Source organism: Marinomonas sp. PE14-40 (assembly GCF_051623805.1).
Lineage (GTDB): Bacteria > Pseudomonadota > Gammaproteobacteria > Pseudomonadales > Marinomonadaceae > Marinomonas.
The window spans coordinates 1,991,965-2,015,193 of the sequence record NZ_CP130700.1; the positions used below are offsets into that span (position 1 = coordinate 1,991,965).

Annotated in this window: 25 protein-coding genes; 12 read left to right on the top strand and 13 right to left on the bottom strand. The window is 40.5% G+C overall.

Annotation, left to right across the window (positions count from 1 at the left end; translation table 11 throughout):
• Positions 1 to 558 (bottom strand): formate dehydrogenase subunit gamma, encoded by a 558-nt coding sequence (locus tag Q0A08_RS09115; RefSeq protein WP_438466507.1) that lies wholly within the window; start codon positions 556 to 558, stop codon positions 1 to 3.
• A gap of 280 nt (positions 559 to 838) precedes the next feature.
• Between Q0A08_RS09115 and Q0A08_RS09120 the strand changes: the two genes are divergently transcribed.
• The 3 genes from Q0A08_RS09120 (at position 839) to Q0A08_RS09130 (ending at position 3,021) form a co-directional block, all read left to right on the top strand.
• The gene (locus tag Q0A08_RS09120; protein WP_438466509.1) at positions 839 to 1,981 is read left to right on the top strand and encodes a substrate-binding domain-containing protein; all 1,143 of its coding nucleotides are present in this window, start codon (positions 839 to 841) and stop codon (positions 1,979 to 1,981) included.
• A gap of 146 nt (positions 1,982 to 2,127) precedes the next feature.
• On the top strand, positions 2,128 to 2,481 hold the full coding sequence (locus Q0A08_RS09125) for a hypothetical protein (RefSeq protein ID WP_438466511.1): 354 nt from the start codon (positions 2,128 to 2,130) through the stop codon (positions 2,479 to 2,481).
• Positions 2,482 to 2,568: 87 nt separating this feature from the next.
• Positions 2,569 to 3,021 carry an NUDIX hydrolase gene (locus Q0A08_RS09130; RefSeq protein ID WP_438466512.1) on the top strand — a complete coding sequence of 151 codons (453 nt, stop codon included), beginning with the start codon at positions 2,569 to 2,571 and terminating at the stop codon, positions 3,019 to 3,021.
• Positions 3,022 to 3,116: 95 nt separating this feature from the next.
• On the opposite strand, the gene Q0A08_RS09135 is transcribed toward Q0A08_RS09130, so the two are convergent.
• On the bottom strand, positions 3,117 to 3,611 hold the full coding sequence (locus tag Q0A08_RS09135) for a GlcG/HbpS family heme-binding protein (RefSeq protein ID WP_438466514.1): 495 nt from the start codon (positions 3,609 to 3,611) through the stop codon (positions 3,117 to 3,119).
• 73 nt (positions 3,612 to 3,684) lie between these two features.
• Here Q0A08_RS09135 and Q0A08_RS09140 point away from each other — a divergent pair, with 73 nt between their 5' ends.
• Entirely contained in the window at positions 3,685 to 4,323 is a 639-nt protein-coding gene (locus tag Q0A08_RS09140) for a Crp/Fnr family transcriptional regulator (protein ID WP_438466516.1), read from the top strand.
• Here the strand turns inward: Q0A08_RS09140 and Q0A08_RS09145 are convergent.
• Entirely contained in the window at positions 4,320 to 5,216 is an 897-nt protein-coding gene (locus Q0A08_RS09145) for a LysR family transcriptional regulator (protein ID WP_438466518.1), read from the bottom strand. The two genes, Q0A08_RS09140 and Q0A08_RS09145, sit on opposite strands and share 4 nt — an antisense overlap.
• 164 nt (positions 5,217 to 5,380) lie before the next feature.
• On the opposite strand from Q0A08_RS09145, the gene Q0A08_RS09150 reads away from it, so the two are divergent.
• Both Q0A08_RS09150 and Q0A08_RS09155 read left to right on the top strand, forming a co-directional pair.
• Entirely contained in the window at positions 5,381 to 6,871 is a 1,491-nt protein-coding gene (locus tag Q0A08_RS09150) for an MFS transporter (protein WP_438466520.1), read from the top strand.
• Positions 6,872 to 7,005: 134 nt separating this feature from the next.
• The gene (locus Q0A08_RS09155; RefSeq protein ID WP_438466522.1) at positions 7,006 to 8,094 is read left to right on the top strand and encodes an alpha/beta hydrolase family protein; all 1,089 of its coding nucleotides are present in this window, start codon (positions 7,006 to 7,008) and stop codon (positions 8,092 to 8,094) included.
• A gap of 35 nt (positions 8,095 to 8,129) precedes the next feature.
• Here Q0A08_RS09155 and Q0A08_RS09160 read toward each other — a convergent pair whose 3' ends face one another.
• Complete coding sequence (locus Q0A08_RS09160) at positions 8,130 to 9,194, bottom strand: helix-turn-helix domain-containing protein (protein WP_438466524.1); 1,065 nt, start codon at positions 9,192 to 9,194, stop codon at positions 8,130 to 8,132.
• Positions 9,195 to 9,443: 249 nt separating this feature from the next.
• Between Q0A08_RS09160 and Q0A08_RS09165 the strand changes: the two genes are divergently transcribed.
• On the top strand, positions 9,444 to 9,929 hold the full coding sequence (locus Q0A08_RS09165; protein WP_438466526.1) for an SRPBCC family protein: 486 nt from the start codon (positions 9,444 to 9,446) through the stop codon (positions 9,927 to 9,929).
• Here the strand turns inward: Q0A08_RS09165 and gloA are convergent.
• Together gloA and Q0A08_RS09175 are read right to left on the bottom strand one after the other, a co-directional pair.
• On the bottom strand, positions 9,926 to 10,321 hold the full coding sequence (gloA, locus tag Q0A08_RS09170; RefSeq protein WP_438466528.1) for a lactoylglutathione lyase: 396 nt from the start codon (positions 10,319 to 10,321) through the stop codon (positions 9,926 to 9,928). The two genes, Q0A08_RS09165 and gloA, sit on opposite strands and share 4 nt — an antisense overlap.
• 98 nt (positions 10,322 to 10,419) lie before the next feature.
• Positions 10,420 to 10,833 carry a 4-oxalocrotonate tautomerase gene (locus tag Q0A08_RS09175; protein ID WP_438466530.1) on the bottom strand — a complete coding sequence of 138 codons (414 nt, stop codon included), beginning with the start codon at positions 10,831 to 10,833 and terminating at the stop codon, positions 10,420 to 10,422.
• 149 nt (positions 10,834 to 10,982) lie between these two features.
• Between Q0A08_RS09175 and Q0A08_RS09180 the strand changes: the two genes are divergently transcribed.
• Together Q0A08_RS09180 and Q0A08_RS09185 are read left to right on the top strand one after the other, a co-directional pair.
• Entirely contained in the window at positions 10,983 to 11,543 is a 561-nt protein-coding gene (locus tag Q0A08_RS09180; RefSeq protein WP_438466532.1) for a TetR/AcrR family transcriptional regulator, read from the top strand.
• Between the two features lie 188 nt (positions 11,544 to 11,731).
• A complete protein-coding gene (locus Q0A08_RS09185) occupies positions 11,732 to 12,604 on the top strand; it encodes an amino acid ABC transporter substrate-binding protein (RefSeq protein ID WP_438466534.1) in 873 nt (290 codons plus the stop codon).
• Positions 12,605 to 12,623: 19 nt separating this feature from the next.
• Here Q0A08_RS09185 and Q0A08_RS09190 read toward each other — a convergent pair whose 3' ends face one another.
• On the bottom strand, positions 12,624 to 13,631 hold the full coding sequence (locus Q0A08_RS09190; RefSeq protein WP_438466536.1) for a GlxA family transcriptional regulator: 1,008 nt from the start codon (positions 13,629 to 13,631) through the stop codon (positions 12,624 to 12,626).
• Between the two features lie 146 nt (positions 13,632 to 13,777).
• On the opposite strand from Q0A08_RS09190, the gene Q0A08_RS09195 reads away from it, so the two are divergent.
• On the top strand, positions 13,778 to 14,077 hold the full coding sequence (locus Q0A08_RS09195; protein ID WP_438466538.1) for a putative quinol monooxygenase: 300 nt from the start codon (positions 13,778 to 13,780) through the stop codon (positions 14,075 to 14,077).
• Between the two features lie 78 nt (positions 14,078 to 14,155).
• Here Q0A08_RS09195 and Q0A08_RS09200 read toward each other — a convergent pair whose 3' ends face one another.
• The 3 genes from Q0A08_RS09200 to Q0A08_RS09210 form a co-directional block, all read right to left on the bottom strand.
• Positions 14,156 to 14,788: a DJ-1/PfpI family protein gene (locus Q0A08_RS09200; RefSeq protein ID WP_438466540.1), complete on the bottom strand. Its 633-nt coding sequence runs from the start codon at positions 14,786 to 14,788 to the stop codon at positions 14,156 to 14,158.
• Positions 14,789 to 14,833: 45 nt separating this feature from the next.
• The gene (locus tag Q0A08_RS09205) at positions 14,834 to 16,840 is read right to left on the bottom strand and encodes a 2Fe-2S iron-sulfur cluster-binding protein (RefSeq protein WP_438466542.1); all 2,007 of its coding nucleotides are present in this window, start codon (positions 16,838 to 16,840) and stop codon (positions 14,834 to 14,836) included.
• 149 nt (positions 16,841 to 16,989) lie between these two features.
• The gene (locus Q0A08_RS09210) at positions 16,990 to 17,364 is read right to left on the bottom strand and encodes a DsrE family protein (protein ID WP_438466544.1); all 375 of its coding nucleotides are present in this window, start codon (positions 17,362 to 17,364) and stop codon (positions 16,990 to 16,992) included.
• Positions 17,365 to 17,517: 153 nt separating this feature from the next.
• Here Q0A08_RS09210 and Q0A08_RS09215 point away from each other — a divergent pair, with 153 nt between their 5' ends.
• The gene (locus Q0A08_RS09215; RefSeq protein WP_438466546.1) at positions 17,518 to 18,426 is read left to right on the top strand and encodes a LysR substrate-binding domain-containing protein; all 909 of its coding nucleotides are present in this window, start codon (positions 17,518 to 17,520) and stop codon (positions 18,424 to 18,426) included.
• A gap of 13 nt (positions 18,427 to 18,439) precedes the next feature.
• Here the strand turns inward: Q0A08_RS09215 and Q0A08_RS09220 are convergent, their stop codons facing one another.
• From Q0A08_RS09220 to Q0A08_RS09230, 3 genes are all read right to left on the bottom strand, one after another.
• Positions 18,440 to 19,342 carry a LysR family transcriptional regulator gene (locus Q0A08_RS09220; protein WP_438466547.1) on the bottom strand — a complete coding sequence of 301 codons (903 nt, stop codon included), beginning with the start codon at positions 19,340 to 19,342 and terminating at the stop codon, positions 18,440 to 18,442.
• A 216-nt stretch (positions 19,343 to 19,558) separates the two neighbouring features.
• Positions 19,559 to 20,365 carry an outer membrane protein OmpK gene (locus tag Q0A08_RS09225; protein ID WP_438466549.1) on the bottom strand — a complete coding sequence of 269 codons (807 nt, stop codon included), beginning with the start codon at positions 20,363 to 20,365 and terminating at the stop codon, positions 19,559 to 19,561.
• 401 nt (positions 20,366 to 20,766) lie between these two features.
• Entirely contained in the window at positions 20,767 to 21,585 is an 819-nt protein-coding gene (locus Q0A08_RS09230) for a helix-turn-helix transcriptional regulator (RefSeq protein WP_438466551.1), read from the bottom strand.
• 193 nt (positions 21,586 to 21,778) lie between these two features.
• On the opposite strand from Q0A08_RS09230, the gene Q0A08_RS09235 reads away from it, so the two are divergent.
• A complete protein-coding gene (locus Q0A08_RS09235) occupies positions 21,779 to 23,224 on the top strand; it encodes a Na+/H+ antiporter NhaC family protein (protein ID WP_438466553.1) in 1,446 nt (481 codons plus the stop codon).
• Positions 23,225 to 23,229: the final 5 nt, after the last annotated feature.

Consider the following 23,229-nt stretch of genomic DNA (forward strand, 5'->3'; position numbering starts at 1 on the left):
TTATTTTACCTCCGCTGGGTTCGCGCTAAACGCCAATGGTACAGTGCGAAGCTCATCAACAATTTCATCAAACTGCTCTGCATCCATACGACCGTACACTTCATCACCCACACGAATCGCCGGTGAACAGGCACAATTACCTAGGCAAAAAACAGGCTCTAGGGTAATTTCTTTATCCATGGTGGTTTGATACCAATCAAGACCTAGGGCCGATTTAGCATGAGCTTCAAGGTCACGTCCGCCCATAGATTGGCAAGATTCTGCGCGGCACACTTCGATAATATGACGACCACGAGGCTTACTACTAAAGTGGTGATAGAAGGTCACCACACCATGCACTTCTGCACGAGAGATATTCAATGCTTTACCAATGATTGGCAACGAACTATCAGGCACATAGCCCAATTGATGCTGCACTTCGTGCAATATAGGTAAAAGAGGACCTGGAATGTCTTTGAGTTCAACGAGTATGCGACCCACTACAGATTCAATCTCTGCTTGGTTCGCCAAACCTTGCGCTTTCGCCTGCTCTGAGCCTTGCGTGTTAGCGTCTGTCATATGCCTGCCTTAACAAAAATGGCGATTACTGACTTACCTTCTATCAAGCTAGTCAGGTCCAAAAAAGTGAACCTGAATTTAGCTAATAGTCCGACTGGCATCAGTAAACGACTATAAAGTGATGTTTTATCATTCTTTTTATGATGCTTTTATCTCATTTTGTTCTGCCCGACCAAAATAAAGATATGTACTTTTGTGCATATATAGCATTAAATATAGGCTAAATATTCACATAAACTCACTTTAGCACCCATAAGTGAACAACCAAATATGATTTTTTATGCATATTAATATTATTCCCCGCTGGGATTTCGAAAATGATGCAGGCGAACGCCTACATGAAAGCTTGCTGCCTTTGCTCTATCAGATTAATAAACAAGGAAAATTAACCGCTGCGGCAAAGGATTGTGACCTCTCCTATCGCCATGCTTGGAACATATTAGAGAAGAGTGAAGCTTTTTTTGGAAAAGCATTAGTGGTGAAAGAAAAAGGCCGTGGAGCACAATTAACTCAGTTAGGGCAAAAACTTTTATGGAGTAATCAGCGCATTGACGCCAGACTCCACCCAGAAATGGAAAGTTTTGCGACCGAGCTCAATGTCGAACTACAAAGCCTGCTCTCTAACCATGCCCCTGTGGTACGTATTTATGCCAGCCATGGTTATGCGGTTGCCCTGATGACGCAATATGTACGGGATTATCAGGTCGAAATTCATTACCACGCACCGCAACATGCTTTGATCGCGCTTAATGAAGGGCGCTGCAGAATAGCAGGTTTCCATCAGCCTATCGGTCTAGAAGTCGATGTACAAAAGCGCCGTTATCAAGAATTACTCGACCCTAAGCGCTTTGGCATTATTCGCTTTATCCGTCGCCAACAGGGGCTTATGTATAAAGAAGAAAACAAAAAATTAAGTATCCTAGCAAAACTGCAGCAGCAAGATAAAAATAACGATCATGAGATGCCTGATGCTACCCCAGTAAAACCATCTGAATTCAATAGCATTCAGGACCTAAAACAAGGGGGTTACCGTTTTATCAACCGTCAACAAGGTTCAGGGACTCGTGAACTATTCGAACAATTACTTTTCAATGAAGGTATTTCCCCAAGAGATATCCCAGGCATTGAGAACCAAGAGCTGACCCATAGCGCAGTCGCTGCCTATATTGCCTCAGGTATGGCTGATGTAGGCTTTGGTGTTGAAGCCGCGGCAAAACGGTTTGGTCTCGCTTTTACCCCCATCATTGAAGAGTATTACTTATGGGCTTACCCGTTAGAGGCTGAGCAAGATGAAGACATTCAAGCCTTTATTGCCACCCTATCTAATCCTGAGTATCAAGCACAGATCAACCAACTACCAGGCTATCAATGTGAGCAAAGTGGTAATACATCAAGCACAGATTGGTTATTTAAAACGAGTTAAATAAACACCTTAATTTAGGCAACGCTTGATACAGTGTCTTAGTGCCTTTGTTGAACTTATTCCTTCATTGTACCAGCCTCTTTCATATCAAAAACAGGCTGGTACAATGACGGCACTTTTTATCCAACTAGTAAGCTATAAATTCTATGAAGCACTCCAAAGTTACCCAAAAACTTAATCAAAAAGTCATCGCTGCCGTTGATGCAGTAGAAGCACAACTCTTTGCAGCCGTTGGAGCAGATAGCATAGAAGACAAAACAAAGGGCTTCTTAGGCATTGTGTATGATGTGAATTTCAGCAACTTTCCAGCCAGCCTCGATGTACGCTGCTACTTTGAAGACGATACCGCCCTTGCCAACATGAAAGAGCAAGAAAGCCTGTTTCAAAAAAAGCTACACCAGCAGCTATTTAAACGTGCCATCATTTTAAAAGATGCTAGAAACAACCTGCATTTCTACGTGCAAGAGCCAGATGCCATGGATGATTTGGAAGGGCAATAAAGCACAGTAAAGCCATTAGTGCACCTAATCTAACCAGCTAACAATACTCGTTAAAGCCTTTTAACAAAGACATTTCAAGGATAGAAAATGATTCCTATAAACTCCTCCGTTGTATCTGGTGTCGCGCTCTCAGAGGTGGATGGCCAGATAAAAATACTCTTGATGAAGCGTAAAAAAGGTGGATTTTGGTGCCATGTGGCAGGTTCTATTGAAGCAGATGAAACTGCCGTACAAGCCATTGTTCGGGAGTTCCATGAGGAAACCCAGATCCAAGCAACAGAACTCTATAACGCTCAGTTTTTAGAAACCTTCTATGAAGATAGTACTAATAGAATTGAATTAATCCCTGTGTTTACCCTTGTCTGTCCGCCGAACCAAATCGTGATATTGAATGATGAACATACCGAGTTTGCTTGGTGCTCTTTAGAAGAAGCGTTAGCACTCGCTCCCTTCCCTAATCAGCATAAGGTGTACAAACATATTTGGGAGTACTTTGTAGATAGGCCAATTAATCCCTTGTACAAGATAAACCTCAAATAACAAACCAATATCAATGAGTAAGCCACGACAAAAGTATTAGATTTAATAAACCAGCTAAAAAGTTAGCTGGTTTATTAAACAAGGACTCGTCTTAATCAGCCTTTCTCACCTAGTACTTTAGCAATGGCATTTTTACCGCACTCTTCTTCAATGAGTGGGTTTGGAGCACCAGAAAGCCCTATCGCGCCTATCAGGGTTTTCTTGTAATATATTGGCAGCCCACCTGTTAAAAGTAAGATGTCATCTTCCATTTTCCCTAGTTGGCTATAGCCTTTGGCCTCTACTGCCATGACTAGCTGTGAAGTGGGTATTTTAAGACTGGCTGAGGTGTAAGCCTTACGAAAACTCGTATGTATGGTATTCGCTCCCGTATTATTACCTCGGTAAAAATAAACTAAGCGGCCTTGGTCATTCACAACAGACGCCGAAATATTAACTTGAGAATCAAGACATTGGCTGATAGCTTCTTTAGCGACTTGTTCCGCAAATTCAGCCGTCATTTGATACTTCTGCGGCAAATCTTTAGCAAATAGGCTGGTTGAAAAAAGTGCGCCTAAGGCGATGAGTTTAATATTAGATATGTGTTTCATAAGTCCTCCTTCGTGGAGTACTTATTTAGACATTTGATTATTTTTGAAACCACAATCTGGATTGTTATTACCCATGAAAGAGACATTTTCGCCATTAGGTTTTGGTTGGCTCGACAGTATTCAAAGCTCAACCCAACACACTATTTTTGAAAAGCTTAAATTTCATCAGTATAAAAAAAATGAGTTTGTGCATTATCACGGAGAAGAAGCCAATGGCCTGTATTTTGTTAAACAAGGCACAATACGTATCAAAAAGCAGGACGAAGCAGGTAAAGAGCTGATAATTAAAGATTTATTAGGAGGTGAATGGTTTGGCTTTATTGGCTGCTTTGGTTCAGGCAAGCGCCCAAATGACGCCCTAGCCATTGAAGAATCTTTGATTGGTCAGCTCTCTTCTAAAGACCTTAACCTGCTGATTAAACAAGACCCTCAACTAACTTTAAGCATCGCAAATCTTTTGGCAGGTTACGTCGAACACTATAACCGCTCTTTTGAAAATGCTGTCTTTTTACCCTTAAACGAGCGCCTTAATACTCTGTTATTGCAACTTTCTCGCTGGCAAAAATCGAGCGAATTAAAGGTATCTCAACAAGAACTGGCAGGTATGCTAGGTGTCACCAAGGAAGCGATAGGCATTAACCTCAACCTTCTAAAGGCACAAGGTGTGATCGAAATTGGTTATCGAAAAATAACCTATAAACAGCAGGCTTAAGTTTCATCACCACACACAGCTAGCACACATTCTCTTAGCCATTTATGGGCTTGATCACCATCCATTCTTGGATGCCAAAACATAGACACTTGAATGCTAGGTACATCAAAGGGCAGTTGAAATGTATGTAAGCCTTCGCGTAATTTGGCCGTGTGCTTAGAAGGGACACTTGCCACCAGATCAGCACCTTTAACTAAAGCAATGGAAGCACTAAAACCGCCTGTTAAAACGGCGATGTTACGCTGATAACCCATTGCTTCTAACGCTTTATCTACCGGCCCCACTAAGCCTCCTTCTTTCGAAACCAGTACATGATCAGCAGCGGCAAAGTTTGCGCAAGTCACCTTATCATTAGCTAAAGGGTGATCAGGGCTGACGACACCCACAAACTCATCGCTAAAAAGCGCCCTCATGCGAACCTCTGGACTGGTTTTAGCACCTAACACACCAATATCTAAGTCAACCTGCCCTTCTCTTAATTGAGTGCTCTGCTTTGATAGCTTGGGTAAGAAGTGGATTTTTACGCCCTTTGCTTCTGCCTTTATTTTCTGAATAAGCTTGAGACCAAAAGTTTCAACAAAGCCATCACTGACTCTTATCACAAAACATCTGTCTAGCTGACTGAGGTCAAGCATTTCGCTAGGTCTTAGAATGGCTTCTGCCCCACAAACCAGCTGACTCACTTCTTGCTGAATATCTAAGGCTCTAGGAGAAGGGATAAGCGTTCGTCCTGCTCTCACCAAAAGTGGATCTCCTGTCATATCTCTTAACCTTGCTAAAGAACGACTCATAGCGGATTGGCTTAAACCCAGCCTTTTTGCAGCGCGGACAACACTGGTCTCTTCTAACAATACATTGAGTGCAATCAGAAGGTTCAAGTCGATTTTAGTCATAATTTGGTGCAACCCTTTAAGTAAGCAAACCACTCAAGCATAACACCAGAGAATCTTTTATGTATGGCGCTACATGCATATTAACAATGCAAACCATGCATCTTCCGCCACCCTCTTACTCCCACTAACCTATTCATCCGAGCCACGCTATTTCGAGGAAAATAATGCAACACTCAAGCAGTACTCAAACACAAGACGTTAAACACAGTATTTGGATGATGTTAGGACTTTCACTTTCTGTTTTGGTTGCTTCTCTCGCCACCAGCATGATTAATGTGGCCTTACCGAATTTAACCTTGGCTTTTCATAGCAACATGCAACAAGTTCAATGGATTGTGGCAGCCTATTTATTAGTGATCACAAGTTTGATTGTCAGCCTAGGACGCTTAGGAGACATCTTAGGTAACAGGCGATTATTACTGATTGGCATTCTTATTTTTACTGTCAGTTCCCTCGCTGGAGCGATGGCAAATAACTTAATGTTTCTCATCATCACAAGAGTATTTCAAGGCTTGGGGGCAGCAATAATACTCGCTTTATCTATGGCATTAATGAGTAAAAGCCAAGCAAAAGCAGGGAGAGCAATGGGGTTATGGGGCTCGGTATCTGCCATGGGAACGGCATTGGGGCCTGCTATTGGTGGCATCAGTTTATCTTTATATGGCTGGCAATCTTTGTTTTTAATTATTGTTCCCTTTTCGATAATCGCCTTCTTCCTGCTTTACTTAGCTTTGCCATCAGATCCCCAGGTAAAAACAGCAGTTTCTGAAAAAGAAGCAAGATCACTTCCTGAAGAAAATGGCTTGCCAAATACCAAAAAGAAGGGGAAATTTGATCTATTAGGTAACCTAATATTAGCCATATCACTCAGTGCTTTTGCCCTTTCTATGAGCTTAGAGACAAGCCAGTTTAAGGATTTACATGAGAGACTAAACGTAGGCCTATTTGTCTTAGCTCTAATCGGCATTTGGGGATTTTTCAACATAGAAAAACGACAAGAAAGAAAACATATCACACCGCTTATTCCCTCTCATATTTTTAATAACCGGAATTTCAAAATAAGCTTCATTTGCTGCGCTATCACAGCCTCGATAGTCATGACTTGCCTTGTTATTGGGCCTTATTATTTATCTATTACGCTTGCTTTAAGCGCATACCAAGTTGGCCTTGTAATGTCGACAGGCCCCTTAGTCGTTGTACTTTCAGGCGTTCCTGCGGGGCGATTAAGCGATAAAGTTGGTGCAAAGAATATGTTGCTCATTGGTTTATGCTTGATGACACTTGGCTGTCTTTTAATGTCTTTCAACCATCAGGCGACAGGTGTAATTGGCTATATATTTGCTCTGGTTACTATCACCTTAGGTTTCTCATTGTTCCAGGTGGCTAATAGTGCAGATGTTATGAGTAAAACAAACCCTCAAACAAAAGGGGTGACATCCGCATTACTCAACCTAGCAAGAAATCTTGGTTTTATGACAGGGGCAGCCTTTATGGGAAGTATTTTCTTCCGTTTTATAGGAAGCCAACAATTGCTGTTAGCAAGCTCTGATGAGGTAACTTATGCCTTACATAACACCTTTCTTATTGCCGCTCTATTCGTCTTTATAGGCATAAGCTTCACGCTATATAGTCGAGTAAAACCACTCATAAATTAGGCATAAATCAAAAAGGAATGTCACAGGGAAGGTCCTAAAACCTGTTTTAGGACGTCCTCGATCATGCTTTAGGGCTTATCTATACTGGCTTTCAGCCATATTACTCCTAACTTTTACCCAATGTGGAGTATTAAATGAAAGCCTTTATATTTCTTATTATCAGCATCATGATGGTGCCACTCTCTAGTTTAGTATCTGCTCATCAAATTGGTTTTAACCAATTACAGCTAACGCAAAACTCTGAACGAATTTTAGAGATTAGCCTCTGGTATCCTGCCGCAAAAGAGCCTCAATTAGGTCAATCTAAAGCAATCAGCGACACCTTAAAACAGGTATTGATTGCAGACAATATTGCCTTTAAAGGTACTCAGGTCATTAAAAATGCACCGCTTCTATTACAAACATCCAAAACGGGAATCACACAAAAGCGCCCTCTTGTTTTACTCTCTCACGGCTATCGAGGCAGTTGGCGTAACCTTAATTGGCTAGCGTCGAAGTTAGTACAAAAAGGCTTTATTGCTGTCGCCGTTAATCACCCGGGTACCACCACCTTTAATACATCAGCTATTCAGGCAGCGAAATGGTGGGAAAGGCCTAATGATGTAAAACGCACGCTAGATTACCTACTGAATGATTCAATTTGGCAACAAGATATTGATGAAAACAAGATCTCAGCGATTGGCCACTCTTTAGGGGGGTGGACCGTAATGCAACTAGTTGGTGCGGAATTTAATCGAGAGGGCTACCTTGCTGGCTGTGAGACGCTAGCCTCCTTTCGTTCTTGTCAGATAAAAGAAGAGTTAGGCCTCGCCTTTAAACAAAACAATGAACCTGAAAACACTCAACTAGTGGATAGTCGTATTAAAAACGCCATTATTTTAGACCTTGGATTAGCACGGAGTTTTTCACGAACTAGTTTAAATAAACTTAATTCTCCTGTGCTTATTTTAGCGGCGGGTATCGATATAGGGGATTTACCTCAGGCACAGGAATCTGGGTTCCTTGCAGAGCACCTTAATCTGAAAAATCGTCGCTATAAGGTTTATGAAAAGGCGACACACTTTAGCTTTATGCAAGAATGTAAACCTAATGCCATTGCCATTTTAGAAGAGGAAGCTAAAGGTGATGGCATCATATGTAAAGACGGGGTTGGCAGCACACGATCGGCCTTACATGACACTATGTTCGAGGATATCTTAGCTTTTTTAAAGCAAGACAGTTAACGCTAAATTCTTATCTAATTTGATGCTTTATAACACTAGGCGCTCCCAGTAGCAGTTCGACGGAATTCACTGGGGGTTTGCTCTGTAAGGCGTGAAAATTCACGATTAAAATTAGATTTTGTCTGAAAGGCTGATGCCAGATAAATATCCGTAATCGTATCTTGGCTATGCATTAACCTGTGTTTCGCAAATTCGATACGGTATTCATTTAAGACTTTCGAAATGTTCTGCTGACGAATTTGATTAACCGCCATAGAGATTTGCCTTGCAGGAATACTAAGTTTACGGGACAGACGATTTAGGGTGAGATCCGGATCTCTAAAAGCTTCTTTTTCTCGCATGAGACGATCTAGGCTCAATAAGATCGCTTCGGCTTCATTTTGTGCCAAGCTCAAACGTTCTGGCTCAGTTTTGGCTAAATCTTGTTCCTTTTTGTCATGTTTATGCTTGGCTTCTTTTACCTCAGAGGCAGATAAAGATGTACTAAAGCCCACATGTAATACAGCAGCGACAACTAATGGAATCAAAATAAGGTAGCTAAAAGATAACATCCAAGATGCATGTAAACCTTCATAAAAGAAAAAGTCCAACGCTAATACAGCATCTATCACTCCAGAGATAAGTAATACTAAAGCCGCTATTCGCTCTGCATTTCTAAGACTGTTAATCTGAGAAAGGCGAACTTCCTCAGGCATAGTAAAGGATGACGTCAATAGCAGTAAGCCATAAATCACATAAAGACTGACCAGTAATAAGTCACTTAACTCTAACCAAAACAGATAATAAAAGGCGCTTAAACTAACCAAGATGGGGCCGAGAAAGTGCAATAGAAAAGCGGGTAAAGTAAGAGGCTTAGACCCATGTGCTCTAGCAAAACAGAACCAAGCCGTCATAGGAATGAGAGAGGCAATAATAGGCTGAATAAAGCGTAAAAAGCTTATATCAAATGACCAGCGCAAACCTACAACACAGGTACTCAGGGCACACAGCAGAATAAAAATAACAGGAAGTTTGGCCTCATTGGGCCTCTTTACCTTAACAAAAAGTGCAATGACTAATAATAAAAACGACATGATAAAAGGTAAGGGAATGGCAAGCATGAGAATTCCGTTTTAACGTCTTAGTTTTGCTTAATCATCTAAGCTCTAAAGCTTTAGCGTCAGCTAAATTATGTTGTTTTCAATTCTAAGGCAAACCTTTAGCTAAATACACAGAATCGAAAGATAAGCTAAAACGTATTTCATCCATGGTCTAAAAACAGACCACTAGAGTTTATTTTTGCCTGCATCACACCCTAATACCTATCGTTATACTCTTAGAGTAAGCTTCCCAGATTGATAGTGAGCAACATGATGAATATTGGTATTTCCGTAGAAATAAACACTCCGATCAAACAAGTTTGGCATGCCATGGCAACTGACTTTTCGAATATTGCTAACTGGTACTCACCCGTTGTGAAGTCTTATGAACTTCATGATACGCCTCGCTTATCTGGCGCACCTTGCTCTGGTCGTATATGTGAATTCACAGAAGATAAAATGGGTTTGAAAGCAGCAGAAAGAATCACCCATTATGATGAGATAAATAAGCGCCTAGAAGTGAAAGTCGATATTTTCAACGCCAAGAAGGCCACTGTGATTAGAGGTAACCATGCAAGTTTTCAACTAAGCGAAATCTCACCTGCGCGTACCTTACTTACCTTTCGGGCTAAACCTGACCTTAAGTTTCTTGGCTTACTTCTCTCCCCTCTTTTACACATGACACTATGCAGCCAATTTATGGACATGCTTAATGCCTTCAAACAACATAGTGAGAGCTTAAGAAGCCGTAATTAACGCTCAATTAATTCTATTTTGTAACCATCAGGATCAGATATAAAGGCAATGGTTTCATTAGTAGATTTTAGCTTTTTAGGCTCAAGGTCGACGGTATAACCTAAGCTTCTAATTCGCTTTATGGTGCTTTTTATATTTACTACACCTACGGCAATATGACCAAAGCCACTACCTAATTCATACTCATACTTGCCATAGTTGTAAGTTAGCTCGATAGCAGCAGCACTTGATTCATCTTCATATCCAAAAAATAATAATGTGTATTTTTCACTCGGTTGCTCTAATACCCTGAATAGTCTCATTCCTAAAGCTTGGGTATAAAATTTAGTTGAGTTGGCCATATCACTAATACGTAACATAGTGTGCAAGATTCTTGGTTTAGCTTTATCCATCATATTCACCTTTGCGGCTTTCAAGCATGCTTATTATCATCATTGATAAAAAGTAAGGCGAAAACTAAGGAAACTTAAGCTTCGCCTTACTGTGCGAATTAACTAGATATCGCAGCGCCTATTTCAGCATTTGTCATAGGCTCTCCATTAAAATTCCAGAGTCCATCAACAGCATGAACAACATTGATATAGATATTATCTTTGGGAAGTTTAAAGCCAGATAATTCGCGTACTATCTCACTCGCATCTCGTCCAAATCCAACTTGAACCTCTCTCTCTGTAAAGGCAAAAGCAGGCACTTTCCATTCTATCCAAGCACCTGATATCTCTTTCCCTCCTGAGAAAGTACTGCCTTGGGGCAAGATGTGAAATGCGGCAGTGATATTAGGTTTCATCACTGGGTGGTCCACTAAACCGTGCCATTTGAGCATGGAATCCGTAATTTTAGCGATAGCAATTTTTTCTGATCCTTTAGGTAAAACACCCTCAGTTAACATTAAGGTAAGCGGCATAACAGTATCTCCAATAAAATTTAAATTAAAATATAGTGATCGCTATTTAAATTAATATAGCGATCACTATATTGTCAACGAATAAAATAGCGATCGTTATATTTTTAAATGTTATACTGCTAATTCCTCACCTGCTTTATGAGATATTGATGGCGACCAAGAAAGAACAAACACACCAGAAAATTTTAAAATCTATGCATAAAACCTTTCGTGAACATGGTTATAACGGCGCTGGCGTGAATGGTTTAGCAAATGAAGCGGGCGTCACATCTGGCGCTTTTTACGCTCATTTTGGCTCTAAATCAGGTGCGTTTAAAGAAGTTATAACTGAAGGAGTCTCCCAATTTGATCAGGGTTTGAAGCAGTATCAAGAAAAATACGGCGAGACTTGGTTAGAAGAGTTTATTGCCTTCTATTTAGGCGAAAAGCGCCGCACAGAACTGAATGATAGTTGTGCATTACAGAGTCTCACCCCTGAAGTAGTTCGTTCTGATGACGAAACAAAAACCCTATTTCAGCAAGAGTTATTGAAAGCCGCTGCCACTATGTCAGAGCAAAAACCTAATACTGAATCAACACAAATTGATACTGAGACCTGGGCAAAACTTGCCATGATTATCGGTGGTGTGACTTTAGCCCGTGCAGTACAAGACCCAAATTTAGCCGATGAAATTGCAAACTCAGTTCAAGCTGCAATGAAAGCCAAATAGTATTTAGTAAGATAAACTTAGAGGTTAAAGCAAAAGATAAGGTTCGGCTTCCATAATGAATCTGTACTATTATCTAGCAACTAAGTTATCAACTAGGTTAAGGTATTTAAGACGGCCTTTACTTTATCGCTTAGGCACATTGTACAAAGCGCCATTAATACAAACCTTTTTAGAGGTTTCATTAAAACGTGAGTAAACTCATATTAATCTTATCTTTTGTATTTTTAAGCTCTAACAGCTTAGCAATGCAAAAGGTCATTTACCCTTCTGTAGAGAACATCCATGAAACTCGCTTTCATGATTTGTTCGAAATACTTGAGCAAGCGTTAGAAATAACTCGTCCTGATTTTGGTGATTATGAACTAAGCCCTTCGCCTTTCCCCATGACTGAATCAAGAATGCTTCAAGAAGTAAAATCAGGTCGTATGATAGATGTCATTTGGAGCTCTACCTCACCTAAAAAAGAAGAAGAACTTAGGCCTATCCGTATTCCGCTACGAAAAGGTATTTTAGGTTACAGAATTAGTTTTATTCATAAAGAACATCAAGCCATTTTTGACCAAGTCAAAACGCTAAATGACCTTAAACAATTTCGCGTTGGTCAAGGCATAGGCTGGGGAGACATTGAAATTTATAAGCACAATAATATTCCAGCCAGCCAAGCACCTTACGTTTCTTTATTTAGTCTGATAGAACCAAGACGCTATAATTTATTTCCTAGGGGTGTTAATGAAATATATAAAGAATACGAGGTATATGGAAAAGATAACCCAACCTTAGTCATAGAAGATGGCATCGTCTTATATTACCCTTGGCCCTATTACTTATTTACCTCAAGGCAGAATGAAGCGCTGGCACTTAGGTTAGAAGAAGGTCTTGAACGTATGATTGAAAATGGCAGCTTTGAGGCTATTTTTAACAAATATAATGCTGATGCGATCCGTAAAGCAGAGCTTGGCAAGCGTAGACTTATTACTTTGGAGAACCCGTTTATTCCTGCAGAAACGCCGTTAAATAGAAGCGAGCTTTGGTTCTCACCCGTCGAACTGCCCAACCACTAGAGGTTATTTTTAAGCTTCATTAAGATAGCGTTTTCAGTTTAATACTCTGCTTGTATTGGCTGGGAGTCATGGCCATCACCAGTTTAAACACTCGTCTAAATACCGCATCATCTGAATAACCTAGTGTTAGCGCAATGGCGCTAATACTTTGATTATCATTAGCCAATAAAGTACAGGCATATTCAATCCGTACTTGATCTATAAAATGCTTAGGGGAATGCCCTGTTAGGTTTTTTATTTTTCGGTGTAGCGTCCGTTCAGAAACGGACAGGGCTAAAGCCAGTTGCTTAGGCGACATGCTCGAACCATAACCTTGGCGAATAGCGATTTCAGCTTGGGAAATAAACAAGGGCTGGGTAATTTTATAACCTCTTGGCACACTAAAGTTTTGTGATTTAGGTTGAGTATCGACAATAGCAAAATCTGCCATTTTTTGAGCTAGAGCATTACCAGCCAACATTTTCACTACCTGTAATGTGACCTCTACCCAAGATAAGGGACCACCTGCTGAGACAATGTTTTGATCGACCAATAACTCACTGGCCCACAAGGGACAAGCCTTTTTATTGCGTCTTTTTAGTTCATCATGCAACCACCAGGTCGTCGTACAACGCTTATTATCCAATAAACCAGCCTCCCCAATAGCCAGCACGCCACTGCAAGAGCCTGCAATAATAGCCCCTTGCTGATACTGCTTTTTTAACCAAGCTTTTGTAATGTCATCTAGCAATGCTGTCGGTGGTTTAGATACTTGGTTAGGCACAAAACCTGGAATCAATACTGCATCACATCGATCAATATCTAGTATGGATTGATCCACAGCATAAGTACGACCTTGTCCATCTATAATGGCACTCCCATCTACACTGGCGACGATTAATTCAGGTGCCCATACCATTTGATCACTGGCATAAGCATGCTCTTGGCCTGCAGGTAGTTTCATACCCGCTAAATAAAAAAGATCTTGTATACCAGTTAACGCAGAAGGCAGAGCTTGTGTAAAAGCAGCAATGACGATACGTGCCATAAACACCTCAACAAGAAAAAAGTTTAACTAAAATTTTATAATAATTTTTGGCGAAAATTAAATGATCATTGTCTTTTTCGCCACTCATTGTCAAATCAATATTCCCCCTAGAATGTCTGTCATATTCACTCAAACAGGAAAATACAATGACAATACCATCTCTCTCTATTCTCGCCCTAATCGAAGCTAAGCCAGAAAAAGCCGCTGCGGTTAGTGAGTTACTAACAGGCGCCTTAACACTTGCAAATGAAGAAGAGCAAACCTTAGCTTGGTACGCAGTGCAAATTAGTGAAACGACTTTTGCAATTTTCGATACTTTTGCCCATGAGGAAGGTAGGCAAGCTCACCTTAACGGTAAAATTGCCGCAGCTTTAATGTCTCAAGCAGATACGCTTTTAGCCAAAGCGCCTAACATTATGGTGGCCAATATTTTAGCTGCAAAATAAAGCGCACTAAATTAAAGCGAATAAAAACCGCTTCTAGCATGACACTAAAAGCGGTTTTTCAAATTACACCATCTGAAATCAACTAATCTCTGCTACTTGTACTTTTGCTAGCCAATGCAGATTTAAAGCAGGAATACGCATTTTCTCACGTACTTTATTCGCATTATTTTCACTGGTTAACCTTGCTAATAAAGCGAAGGCGACTTCAATGGCAGTACCAGGCCCAGTAGAGGTAATAATATTGCTATCACATACTAGAGCTTGATCCACAAAGATGGCTCCTGACGCTTCTAACTGTGCTTTTCTCGTCCCATTTTTTTGATGATAAACCGTGGCGTGTTTACCTTTAAGCACACCCGCCTCACCTAAAGCTAATGATGAGACGCAGACACTGGCAATGGTTTTTTGTGCTTGATGAAAATGACGAATAACCGCTAAAAAGGGCTCACTCAAGGCATCTTCATAAAACCCTGAAGGCTCAAAACCTCCTGGAATTGCTAACGCATCATAGTCATCTAAATTCAGTTCATTCACTAAATAATTCAGGTTTAAGTTAAGCCCAAAGGTGGTTTTAACTTGCCTTTGAAAACCTGCATCTATTACAGAAATAGCGTCATTCCCCACAAGATTAGCCCAACCTAAAACATCTGTTATTGCAGACATCTCTAATGGTTCGACCCCTTGGGCAATTAACAAGAGCACTTTTTTCATCATCACTCCCTTTACTTATCTTTAGGTAACCTTTTGCTGGCACATCTATAAATCCAACGTTAACGAGCCTCCTTTGGCTCGGGACACGCAGACACAGATCTGATGCGCTTGCTCTGTTTTAGTGAGATACAGGTCCCTATGGTCAGCTTCACCAACTAACAAGGTGGTCGCACACATGCCGCACTCACCTCGTTTACAGTCAAATGGCACTGAAACATTATGCTGATTCAATACATCAAGAATGGTCTCTTTAGGGTCCACCATAAAAACTTGATTCGATTTTTTAAGTCGTACTTCAAACCCTTTATCACCTGGTTGATTAGCATTACCAAAGCTTTCAAAATGCACACGACTGTCTGCCCAACCATGTGCCTTAGTGAGTTCACGGACTTGATTGATCAGTCCAAGCGGCCCACACATATAGACATGGCTCTGTGTTTTAACCTGTTGAATCAAATATTCAAGGTCTAATCGCTTCGCCTTTTCTGCATTACTGGTGTAAAAAAATGCTCTGTCACCAGCAAGTGCCATTACCTCCTCTTTGAAGGCAAGATCAGCTTCACTTCTAGCTGTATAATGAAACTCAAAGGATGCATGCGATTTGATAACCTCTCGTAGCATGCTTAGCATAGGCGTGATACCTATACCCCCAGCAATGATTACTTTGTGGTGTTGGTCTGCCAATAGTGGAAATTCACTTCTAGGTGGTAAGACTTTCACTTGAACACCAACATCTAATGTTTCATGTATGACTTTAGACCCACCTTTACCCCTGTCTTCACGCTGTACAGCAATGTCATAAAAGTCACGCTCTTCCACTGAGGAAAGAATTGAATAATAACGCATTACCTTCTGTCCATTTGCTAAAGCAACCTCAATCGGTAAATGTGCGCCTGCTTCAAATTCAGGCAATGGTGCTTCCCTATGCTTTCCTTGTAACTCAGCCTCTGCGCCTATTAGCCTAAATAACTTGATTCGAGAGCTTTTTTGCACAACGTTAGCCACCCTCATATACATGGCTTTATTTGGGTCTCTTTGAACCTTATTCTGGGTCACTTTTTCTCTTGGATTATGGGGAGAGTAATCTTGAAAATACCACTGAACACCTTGAGGTACAGCGCTTTGCTGCCAAGATGTTACCTTCAATACCCAAAAGCGATGAGTTCCTGCACTCTGGTTACTTGTATCTTCTTGATCCCACAGAATTTCGGCCTCGCCAGTCAGGCGCAATAGCCTAGCATTGTTAAAATCGGGAATAATAATGCCAGCCTTAGGGTAAAGGTGAATATTCCCCAAGGTATTAAACATACTATTGCCTTTATAGTCAGGAATAAGCAATTTATCGGGCGCCATAAACTTAATAAAGCCAGGCAAGCCACCGCGATGAGAGGCATCTAAACTAAATGACGCCTGCTCAACACCTTCTGCCTGAACAGGGCTGGCACTACTCACAAAAAACGAATCCGCTCTTTGTATTATATCTTGCTGCTGTTGCTTTAAACTGGTGCCATACAAGGAGGACGGCAGTTGCTCAGAAAAAGCACAGGGGTCCAATTTCAGATTACGTCGCTGGATAAATTTGGGGCAATTTGGATAGGCTTGCTGAATTTTCACTTCATAAAGATAAGGTGACGTTACCTCAACTTCACCATTTACTTCGCCCTTTAACTCTAATGTTTGTATACGGCCGTTCATCCGAAAGCGTCGGCGGGTACTTAACTCTATCGCTAACACGCCTATCTGTTGATTATGCTCAATATTGCGCCAAAATGGATCGTCTTCATTCAATACTAATTTCGTTTTGTTCAACATCAACGCATCATGCTGGCTAGCTTGAATAAAACCCTGATTGCCAAACAAAACAGAGGTCCAAAGCTGGCCTTTTGCATCCATACTACTGACGACCAGCATGTTCTGCTGAGCAATAAAAGGAATGGCACCGGGTAGAATGCTGCCACTTAAAACAGCACCATTTCGCTTAGCAATGTCCGATTCATTGGCCATGGCTTGCACCGCTAATTCCCCTTGATGAAACATTAGATATTGATCCATGGCACCACTCCCAAAAATAAAATATTGGTTTAAAAAGTCAAAATAAAAAATGAGGTAAGTAGAAGCCCTGCTTAAGGCGTTCCATATATAGCGATTTCAATATTTAAGGGTTTAATGAAAACCCTTAAATATCAAAAGCAAAGTAGTCATTAGAAAGTTAAAACAGTGAACCCTTCTTCGACCAGGTTACTTACACTAGGCAAACCACGTGTACCTGGTACTTCGTTTTCAGTGAGATAGTCATAACCTGATGCTTCCACGACTTCAGATGCACCAAACACATCAGCACAACCACATGACACCCCAGCAACAGTGCCTTTTACCGCTTCAAATAGACCATGCACTGGGTTTTCTGGATTAGCTAATTCAGCAATCCAACGGGTACCAGTACCGTTAAACATCACTTTTACTTCAACGTCTTTTTGTTGAAAGTCATAGGCTGTTGCTAGCGCGTTAAAAACACGGCCTAGGGCTTCTTCTTTACCGTGAGTTGGATCAGATAATACTAAAATGGCAGCTTTCATAAGGGTGTTCCTTTTACAATGTTATTTAATAGCGTTTGATTAATATGCGGTGAACCTAATGGCTAACCGTCTGTGATACAGTATCTTTAATTTATTAATCGCAATAAATGATCAAAAATAAATTTAACTACTTCAAAAAATGGAGTAATAATATTGAACAAACTTCACGCCATGAACACCTTCGTACAGATATGCGAATCAGGTAGCCTCACCAAAGCTGCAGAAGCCCTCGATACTTCACTACCTACCGTGGTGCGTACCTTGGCGAGCCTTGAAGAACACCTCAATACGCGACTGTTCAATCGCACCACACGTAAAATCACCCTTACAGAAGAGGGGCATCTCTATCTTTCTCGGTGTCGTCGCATATTATTTGATATTGAAGACGCAGAATTAGAACTCAACTCACAACAAAGTAAACCGTCTGGCAAGCTAACCATTACCGCCCCGGTAAACTTTGGCAATCAACAGGTTAGTCCCTTAGTGAATCAGTTTTTAAAGCAGCACGATCAAATCAAGATTGACCTGTTACTGGGAGATAAGAACATAAATCTAGTAGAAGAGAGCATTGATGTGGCTATCCGAATTGGTCCATTAGCGGATTCATCCATGGTGGCAAAAAATGTCGGTCACGTACGTCGAGTCATTTGCGCCAGTCCAAGGTTTTTAAATAACTACCCTTACGTAAAGACACCAAAGGATTTATTGAAACTGCCTTGTATTCGCTTCTCACCTTTGAGTCACGGAGGTAATTGGAACTTTTATCAGGGAGATAAGGTACTTAGCATTAAAGTAGATGGCCCACTTTATTGCACTGAAATAAGTGCGATGCGCCAAGCGGTACTAGATGATATTGGTGTTGGGATATTTCTATCCTATCAAGTGCAAGCTCAATTAGACGCAGGCACTTTAGTTCCAATTCTAACAGACTATGAACCTGAGCCATTGCCGGTGAGTGTGGTGTACTCTCATGCAAAACTTATGTCTTCAAGGGTGAGAGTATTTGTCGACTGGATGACGCTAAATCTAAAAGAGCAGATGGATAAAACCAAGCAGCGATAGCACTAAAACACCTCTAAACATGGCGTGTTTTAGTATATTGCTCCCCTTCTATCAGGTCTTTTTTATCCAAAATATAGTCTGTCATAAAGCGAACAAAGGCTTGAATCTTGGCGTTTTTTCTAAGATCTGGATGGCTTAATACCCAAAGCTGAAACTTTCTTTCTGTCACATAGGGAGGCACACGTACTAGCTTTTCGCTGGTATCACCAATAAGACAAGGCATCACAGAAATACCTAAACCAGATTCGCAGGCTTTTTGCTGAAAATCACCATTAGAGATTTTATGCTGTACCTCAAACCTTGGATAAGCGCTGGCTAAGATTCCAATTGGCCTTTGATATTTGTCTGTCCAGCCAATAAGTTTTTGCTTAGCTATCCAGTCAGTATCCGTAAGTTGGCTTTCAAATTCCCTTGAGATGTAACAGGCTCGATGAATATAGGCTAAGCGTCTTCCGATTAGATAATCCGGCGGAGTATCACAAATTCGAAAAGCCACATCAGCTTCACGGTTTGCCAGATTAAGCAGTTTAACCGTACCACTAATTTGCACATCAATGAGAGGATATTGCCGACAAAAAGCTACGATACCTTCCATCAGTAAATGTTGGCCTAATAAGTCTGGCATGGTGACACGCACCTCACCCTCTAGATTGTCATCCTTGCCAACTATTTTTCGATCAATAGAGCTGAGCCTTTCTTCTAGATAGGAAGCTTCTTCAAAAATCTCATCACCAAGACGTGTGCGCGCATAACCTTGCTGGGTTCGATCAAACACTCGTTCACCCAAGGAAGCTTCAAAGTTATTAATTCTTCTAGAAACGGTTGCATGATTAACTCCCAAGCTTTGCGCAGCAGCTCTAATAGAACCTGCCCGACACACAGCCAGAAAGAACTTTAAATCATCCCAATTTAACACTCAGCCACCTCAACAAACCTAAAGCACCATACTAACAAAAAAAGTATCTTTTCTATGGTGCAAATATTCACCAGAGCTTTGCATTTATTAGTAGGCAATTACTAAATAAAAAAACAAAAAAGCCTTGCTGATATTATCAGCAAGGCTTTTAAAGTGCTTATAGGTAAAAAAGAAAAGGGTAACCTCTCTACCTATTAAGCAAAATCTAAATCAGAATTAGATTTTGTATGTAAAAGCAACGTAGTGTGAGTTACCTGTTGATTTCACATTAGAAGCACCGTTCTCGATACCATAGATTTGGTTGTAGCTTTTCAGACCGTAACCAACTGAATAGCGGTCTGAATGCCAGTAGATACCGTTAAACATAGCACCACCAGAAGTTGCATCACCAAGAGTTACATCGTTGTCCATACCAAACTGATAATCTAGGTAACCTTGGTATGCAATGAAAGAGTTATCAAATTGTTTGAATGGTTTGAACCAGTTAGTCGAGAACTGATAACCATTCATTTGTCTATTTGACTGATCATACAAAGCGTATAGGTTTACGCCTACTTTACCGAACCAAGGCACTTCAACGTCTGCACCAATACCTGCAAAGTAGTTATTTACATCACTTGTACCATCTGCATCAACACCACCACTGATGTTAAACAAAGTAGAGATATAAACTTCTTTTACTGGCCCAAAAGATAAGTCATTACCTGTCATAGCATCTAGAGAGAAACGTGGCGCAAGTTTCAAGAACATTTTATCGTTAGATTGCTTGTCGCTATCCTGATCAGATGTGATGTTAAAGATGTCTAGGTATCCATATAGATCAACAATGCCTGAACGGCCACCGAATTCCATTTCAATATAGTCATGATCAGATTCACCTGGCAATTCGCCATCCGAATACATTAGGTTGAACTGAGACCAAGAGTAATCGTTTTTATGGATATCGCCATCTGTGTAATCAGCAGCAAAAGCAGGTGCTGAAAGAGCAGCTGCAGCGCCTAAAACTAAAAGATTCTTACGCATTAGAAGTTTCCCAAGAGTGTTTAATTAATTTTTATAAATATTTTTCTAGCTTTAGGAGCAAATCCAATTTGTAACAACATCACTGATAGAAAACCGTTAGATTTTCACTGTATCCAAAAAGCGGCAATCATTTTGCATTCACATTTGATTACAAATCAAGCAATAATCCTGACCAATTGTGCAAGAAAAAAGAATTCTTACCATTTGGTCAAGAATAACGTTCAAAAATAGAACGAAATCACAATTTCGTAATATGTAGATGTCTATTTTTTGCACGATTTAAAAGGGTAATGTCAGTTAAATGACAAAATTTTGTATGGAAATTGGTTTTTTTATATTTTTCGCGAAAAAATTGCGCGTCAAAGAATTAAATGAAAGTTCTAAGTTAAAGGGTAAAACCTCTATTTTGGGTCATACATTTCATCAATATCTAAGAAATTTACTGCATCAATAAAAAGTGAAAAAAGTTCAGATTGGGAGTTAATATCTAGTTTTTTATAAAGATTTTTGCAATGAACCTTAACCGTTCCAAATGCCACATCGAGTAATTCGGCAATGGCTTTAAAGGAATAACCTCGAATAATTAATAACGCTACTTCCCTTTCTCGATCAGTTAAAACGGGATTACCAAAAGTTTTAAAGGTGTGGGAAACGTGTTCATGAATAATCGCGGCTCTTTGGCTGATTTCTGGGTCCAAATTCAGCGTCTTACTCCAATGCTTATAAGCAGTTGAAAAAATCACTGGGGAAATCGCCAGCAAGTTATTATAGGTTTGCTCTGAGACCTCATCTTCCATAATCCCCATTGAGATTTGAATCTGAATATCATCAGTTAGAGCAATAGCGAAAACAGCTTCGTTCTGTATCTTGATCGCTTGATAGTATTCTCGGTAAAACTCACTAGCAAAAAAATCATCTGGCGCGATATCTTTTAGTAAATACAAACCTTGTGGCAAGTTTCTTTGGGCTGCATGAAACCAAGGGTCAAGTAGGTAACAACCATTCAAATATTGATCTAAAACCGCCTTCTTACGCTTCTCTGGGACCTTAGAATGCCAAAAAACCGGTGCTTTACCTTTGTGATAACAAATAATGACGATTTGGTTGTAAGGCACTACCTCATTAATTACATCAATGATCACATCTGGAAATGCAGAACACCCGATCGCATCAATCATATCTGCGATTTGTTTATGCCACTCTATGCTTCTAAACTCCATAAGATAAACAGCCTCTCAAATTCAATCTTATATTGCAGTCTTCCTATGATCATTATCCTTAATTTGCAGAATTACCAGCAATAGCTTTCATTAAGACACTGGCCTAATGAAATAAGGGTATCGTTTACTTTGATTTAGCGTGGGAAGCTTATCTTAAGCCAATAATAATAAATCTAAGAATTAGGATAACACTATGAAAACTGCCGAATTAACCCCAACAAGGTCGGGAGCTAACTTGAAACACCTACTCAAGTTTGGCTTTGCAATTTTTACTATGGGCCTCGCCCTTTATGGAAATAGCACCATTGTCGAACAAGACTATGGCTGGTTTGTACTCTTACCAGTTATTGCTGTTTTGGTCTCTGCCATCATTACCCACAGATCAATCGAATCACTTCTCTTTGGTAGCCTAGTCGGCTTCTTATTACTTGACCCTGCAAACATTTTTCAACGCATGATAGATACCAACATTCAAGTATTGAGCGATGGCATTACCGCTTGGATCATTAGCATTACCTTTTTAGTTGGTGGCTTAATTGCTCTGATAAATTACTCTGGTGGTACCTTTGCCTTTAGTAATTGGGTCAGCAAATATGCTAAAAACCGATCTCAAACCTTGATTGCTAGCTGGATAATGGGGCTTGTGATTTTTGTGGATGATTACCTTAATGCTCTTGCAGTTAGCTCGTCCATGAAGAAACTAAGTGACAAATATAAGGTTTCCAGACAAATGCTTGCTTATGTGGTGGATTCAACCGCAGCACCTATGTGTGTGCTTGTACCTATTTCTACATGGGCGATTTTTTTAATTGGCTTATTTGAAGCTAATGGTGTTTTTGCTGAAGGTACTGGCTTTAATGGTTATTTGGATTTGATTCCTTATATTTTTTACGCTTGGATAGCTGTACTCATGGTGCCCTTTGTTAGCATGGGTTGGATTCCGAAACTTGGGGCGATGAAACAAGCCGAGGCAAACGCCGCCAATGGTGAGCTACCTGAAGAAGATGAAATTGAAGTTCGCGCTGTTACTAACCCAAAAATACGTAACTTTATTTTGCCTCTCGTCGCATTTATGGTGGCTACTTGGTACTTCGATTACAACACACTTAACGGTATTGTTTTCGCTCTAGTCTTTACCGTACCACTTTTTATCAGCCAAAAACTGGGTACTCTTGGTAAGTTAGTCGACCAAATTCTCGATGGCTTTTCGACCATGATTCAACCTATGGTAGTGGTACTGGCTTCTTTTGTACTACAAAGGGTAAACGATGAACTGGGTCTATCACCTTATGTACTAGATCAAGTTGTACCTTTTATGGACGCCGTATGGTTGCCTGCGATCACCTTCTTAGTACTCTCAATATTAGCTTTTACCACAGGGTCATTCTGGGGTGTTTACGCTATCGCCCTACCCGTTATTTTCCCATTAGCCCAAGCCCTTGATGCCAATATTCCAATGACAATGGGAGCACTTATCTCTGCTGGTGTTTTTGGTAGCCATGCATGCTTCTTTGGTGATGCTACTGTGATTACCTCAAAAGGAGCAGGTTGTTCTCCTTATAGTCACGCATTAACACAACTACCTTATGCCGCCATTGCTGCTGCGATGTCTGCTGCACTCTTTTATCTAATGGCCTAACCAAA

What these genes read in the sequence shown, in the direction of transcription:
- Q0A08_RS09115 (WP_438466507.1), bottom strand. Translation starts at nt 558, where the DNA reads ATGACAGACGCTAACACGCAAGGCTCAGAGCAGGCGAAAGCGCAAGGT.
- Q0A08_RS09120 (WP_438466509.1), top strand. Translation starts at nt 839, where the DNA reads ATGCATATTAATATTATTCCCCGCTGGGATTTCGAAAATGATGCAGGC.
- Q0A08_RS09125 (WP_438466511.1), top strand. Translation starts at nt 2,128, where the DNA reads ATGAAGCACTCCAAAGTTACCCAAAAACTTAATCAAAAAGTCATCGCT.
- Q0A08_RS09130 (WP_438466512.1), top strand. Translation starts at nt 2,569, where the DNA reads ATGATTCCTATAAACTCCTCCGTTGTATCTGGTGTCGCGCTCTCAGAG.
- Q0A08_RS09135 (WP_438466514.1), bottom strand. Translation starts at nt 3,611, where the DNA reads ATGAAACACATATCTAATATTAAACTCATCGCCTTAGGCGCACTTTTT.
- Q0A08_RS09140 (WP_438466516.1), top strand. Translation starts at nt 3,685, where the DNA reads ATGAAAGAGACATTTTCGCCATTAGGTTTTGGTTGGCTCGACAGTATT.
- Q0A08_RS09145 (WP_438466518.1), bottom strand. Translation starts at nt 5,216, where the DNA reads ATGACTAAAATCGACTTGAACCTTCTGATTGCACTCAATGTATTGTTA.
- Q0A08_RS09150 (WP_438466520.1), top strand. Translation starts at nt 5,381, where the DNA reads ATGCAACACTCAAGCAGTACTCAAACACAAGACGTTAAACACAGTATT.
- Q0A08_RS09155 (WP_438466522.1), top strand. Translation starts at nt 7,006, where the DNA reads ATGAAAGCCTTTATATTTCTTATTATCAGCATCATGATGGTGCCACTC.
- Q0A08_RS09160 (WP_438466524.1), bottom strand. Translation starts at nt 9,194, where the DNA reads ATGCTTGCCATTCCCTTACCTTTTATCATGTCGTTTTTATTATTAGTC.
- Q0A08_RS09165 (WP_438466526.1), top strand. Translation starts at nt 9,444, where the DNA reads ATGATGAATATTGGTATTTCCGTAGAAATAAACACTCCGATCAAACAA.
- gloA (WP_438466528.1), bottom strand. Translation starts at nt 10,321, where the DNA reads ATGGATAAAGCTAAACCAAGAATCTTGCACACTATGTTACGTATTAGT.
- Q0A08_RS09175 (WP_438466530.1), bottom strand. Translation starts at nt 10,833, where the DNA reads ATGCCGCTTACCTTAATGTTAACTGAGGGTGTTTTACCTAAAGGATCA.
- Q0A08_RS09180 (WP_438466532.1), top strand. Translation starts at nt 10,983, where the DNA reads ATGGCGACCAAGAAAGAACAAACACACCAGAAAATTTTAAAATCTATG.
- Q0A08_RS09190 (WP_438466536.1), bottom strand. Translation starts at nt 13,631, where the DNA reads ATGGCACGTATCGTCATTGCTGCTTTTACACAAGCTCTGCCTTCTGCG.
- Q0A08_RS09195 (WP_438466538.1), top strand. Translation starts at nt 13,778, where the DNA reads ATGACAATACCATCTCTCTCTATTCTCGCCCTAATCGAAGCTAAGCCA.
- Q0A08_RS09200 (WP_438466540.1), bottom strand. Translation starts at nt 14,788, where the DNA reads ATGAAAAAAGTGCTCTTGTTAATTGCCCAAGGGGTCGAACCATTAGAG.
- Q0A08_RS09205 (WP_438466542.1), bottom strand. Translation starts at nt 16,840, where the DNA reads ATGGATCAATATCTAATGTTTCATCAAGGGGAATTAGCGGTGCAAGCC.
- Q0A08_RS09210 (WP_438466544.1), bottom strand. Translation starts at nt 17,364, where the DNA reads ATGAAAGCTGCCATTTTAGTATTATCTGATCCAACTCACGGTAAAGAA.
- Q0A08_RS09225 (WP_438466549.1), bottom strand. Translation starts at nt 20,365, where the DNA reads ATGCGTAAGAATCTTTTAGTTTTAGGCGCTGCAGCTGCTCTTTCAGCA.
- Q0A08_RS09230 (WP_438466551.1), bottom strand. Translation starts at nt 21,585, where the DNA reads ATGGAGTTTAGAAGCATAGAGTGGCATAAACAAATCGCAGATATGATT.
- Q0A08_RS09235 (WP_438466553.1), top strand. Translation starts at nt 21,779, where the DNA reads ATGAAAACTGCCGAATTAACCCCAACAAGGTCGGGAGCTAACTTGAAA.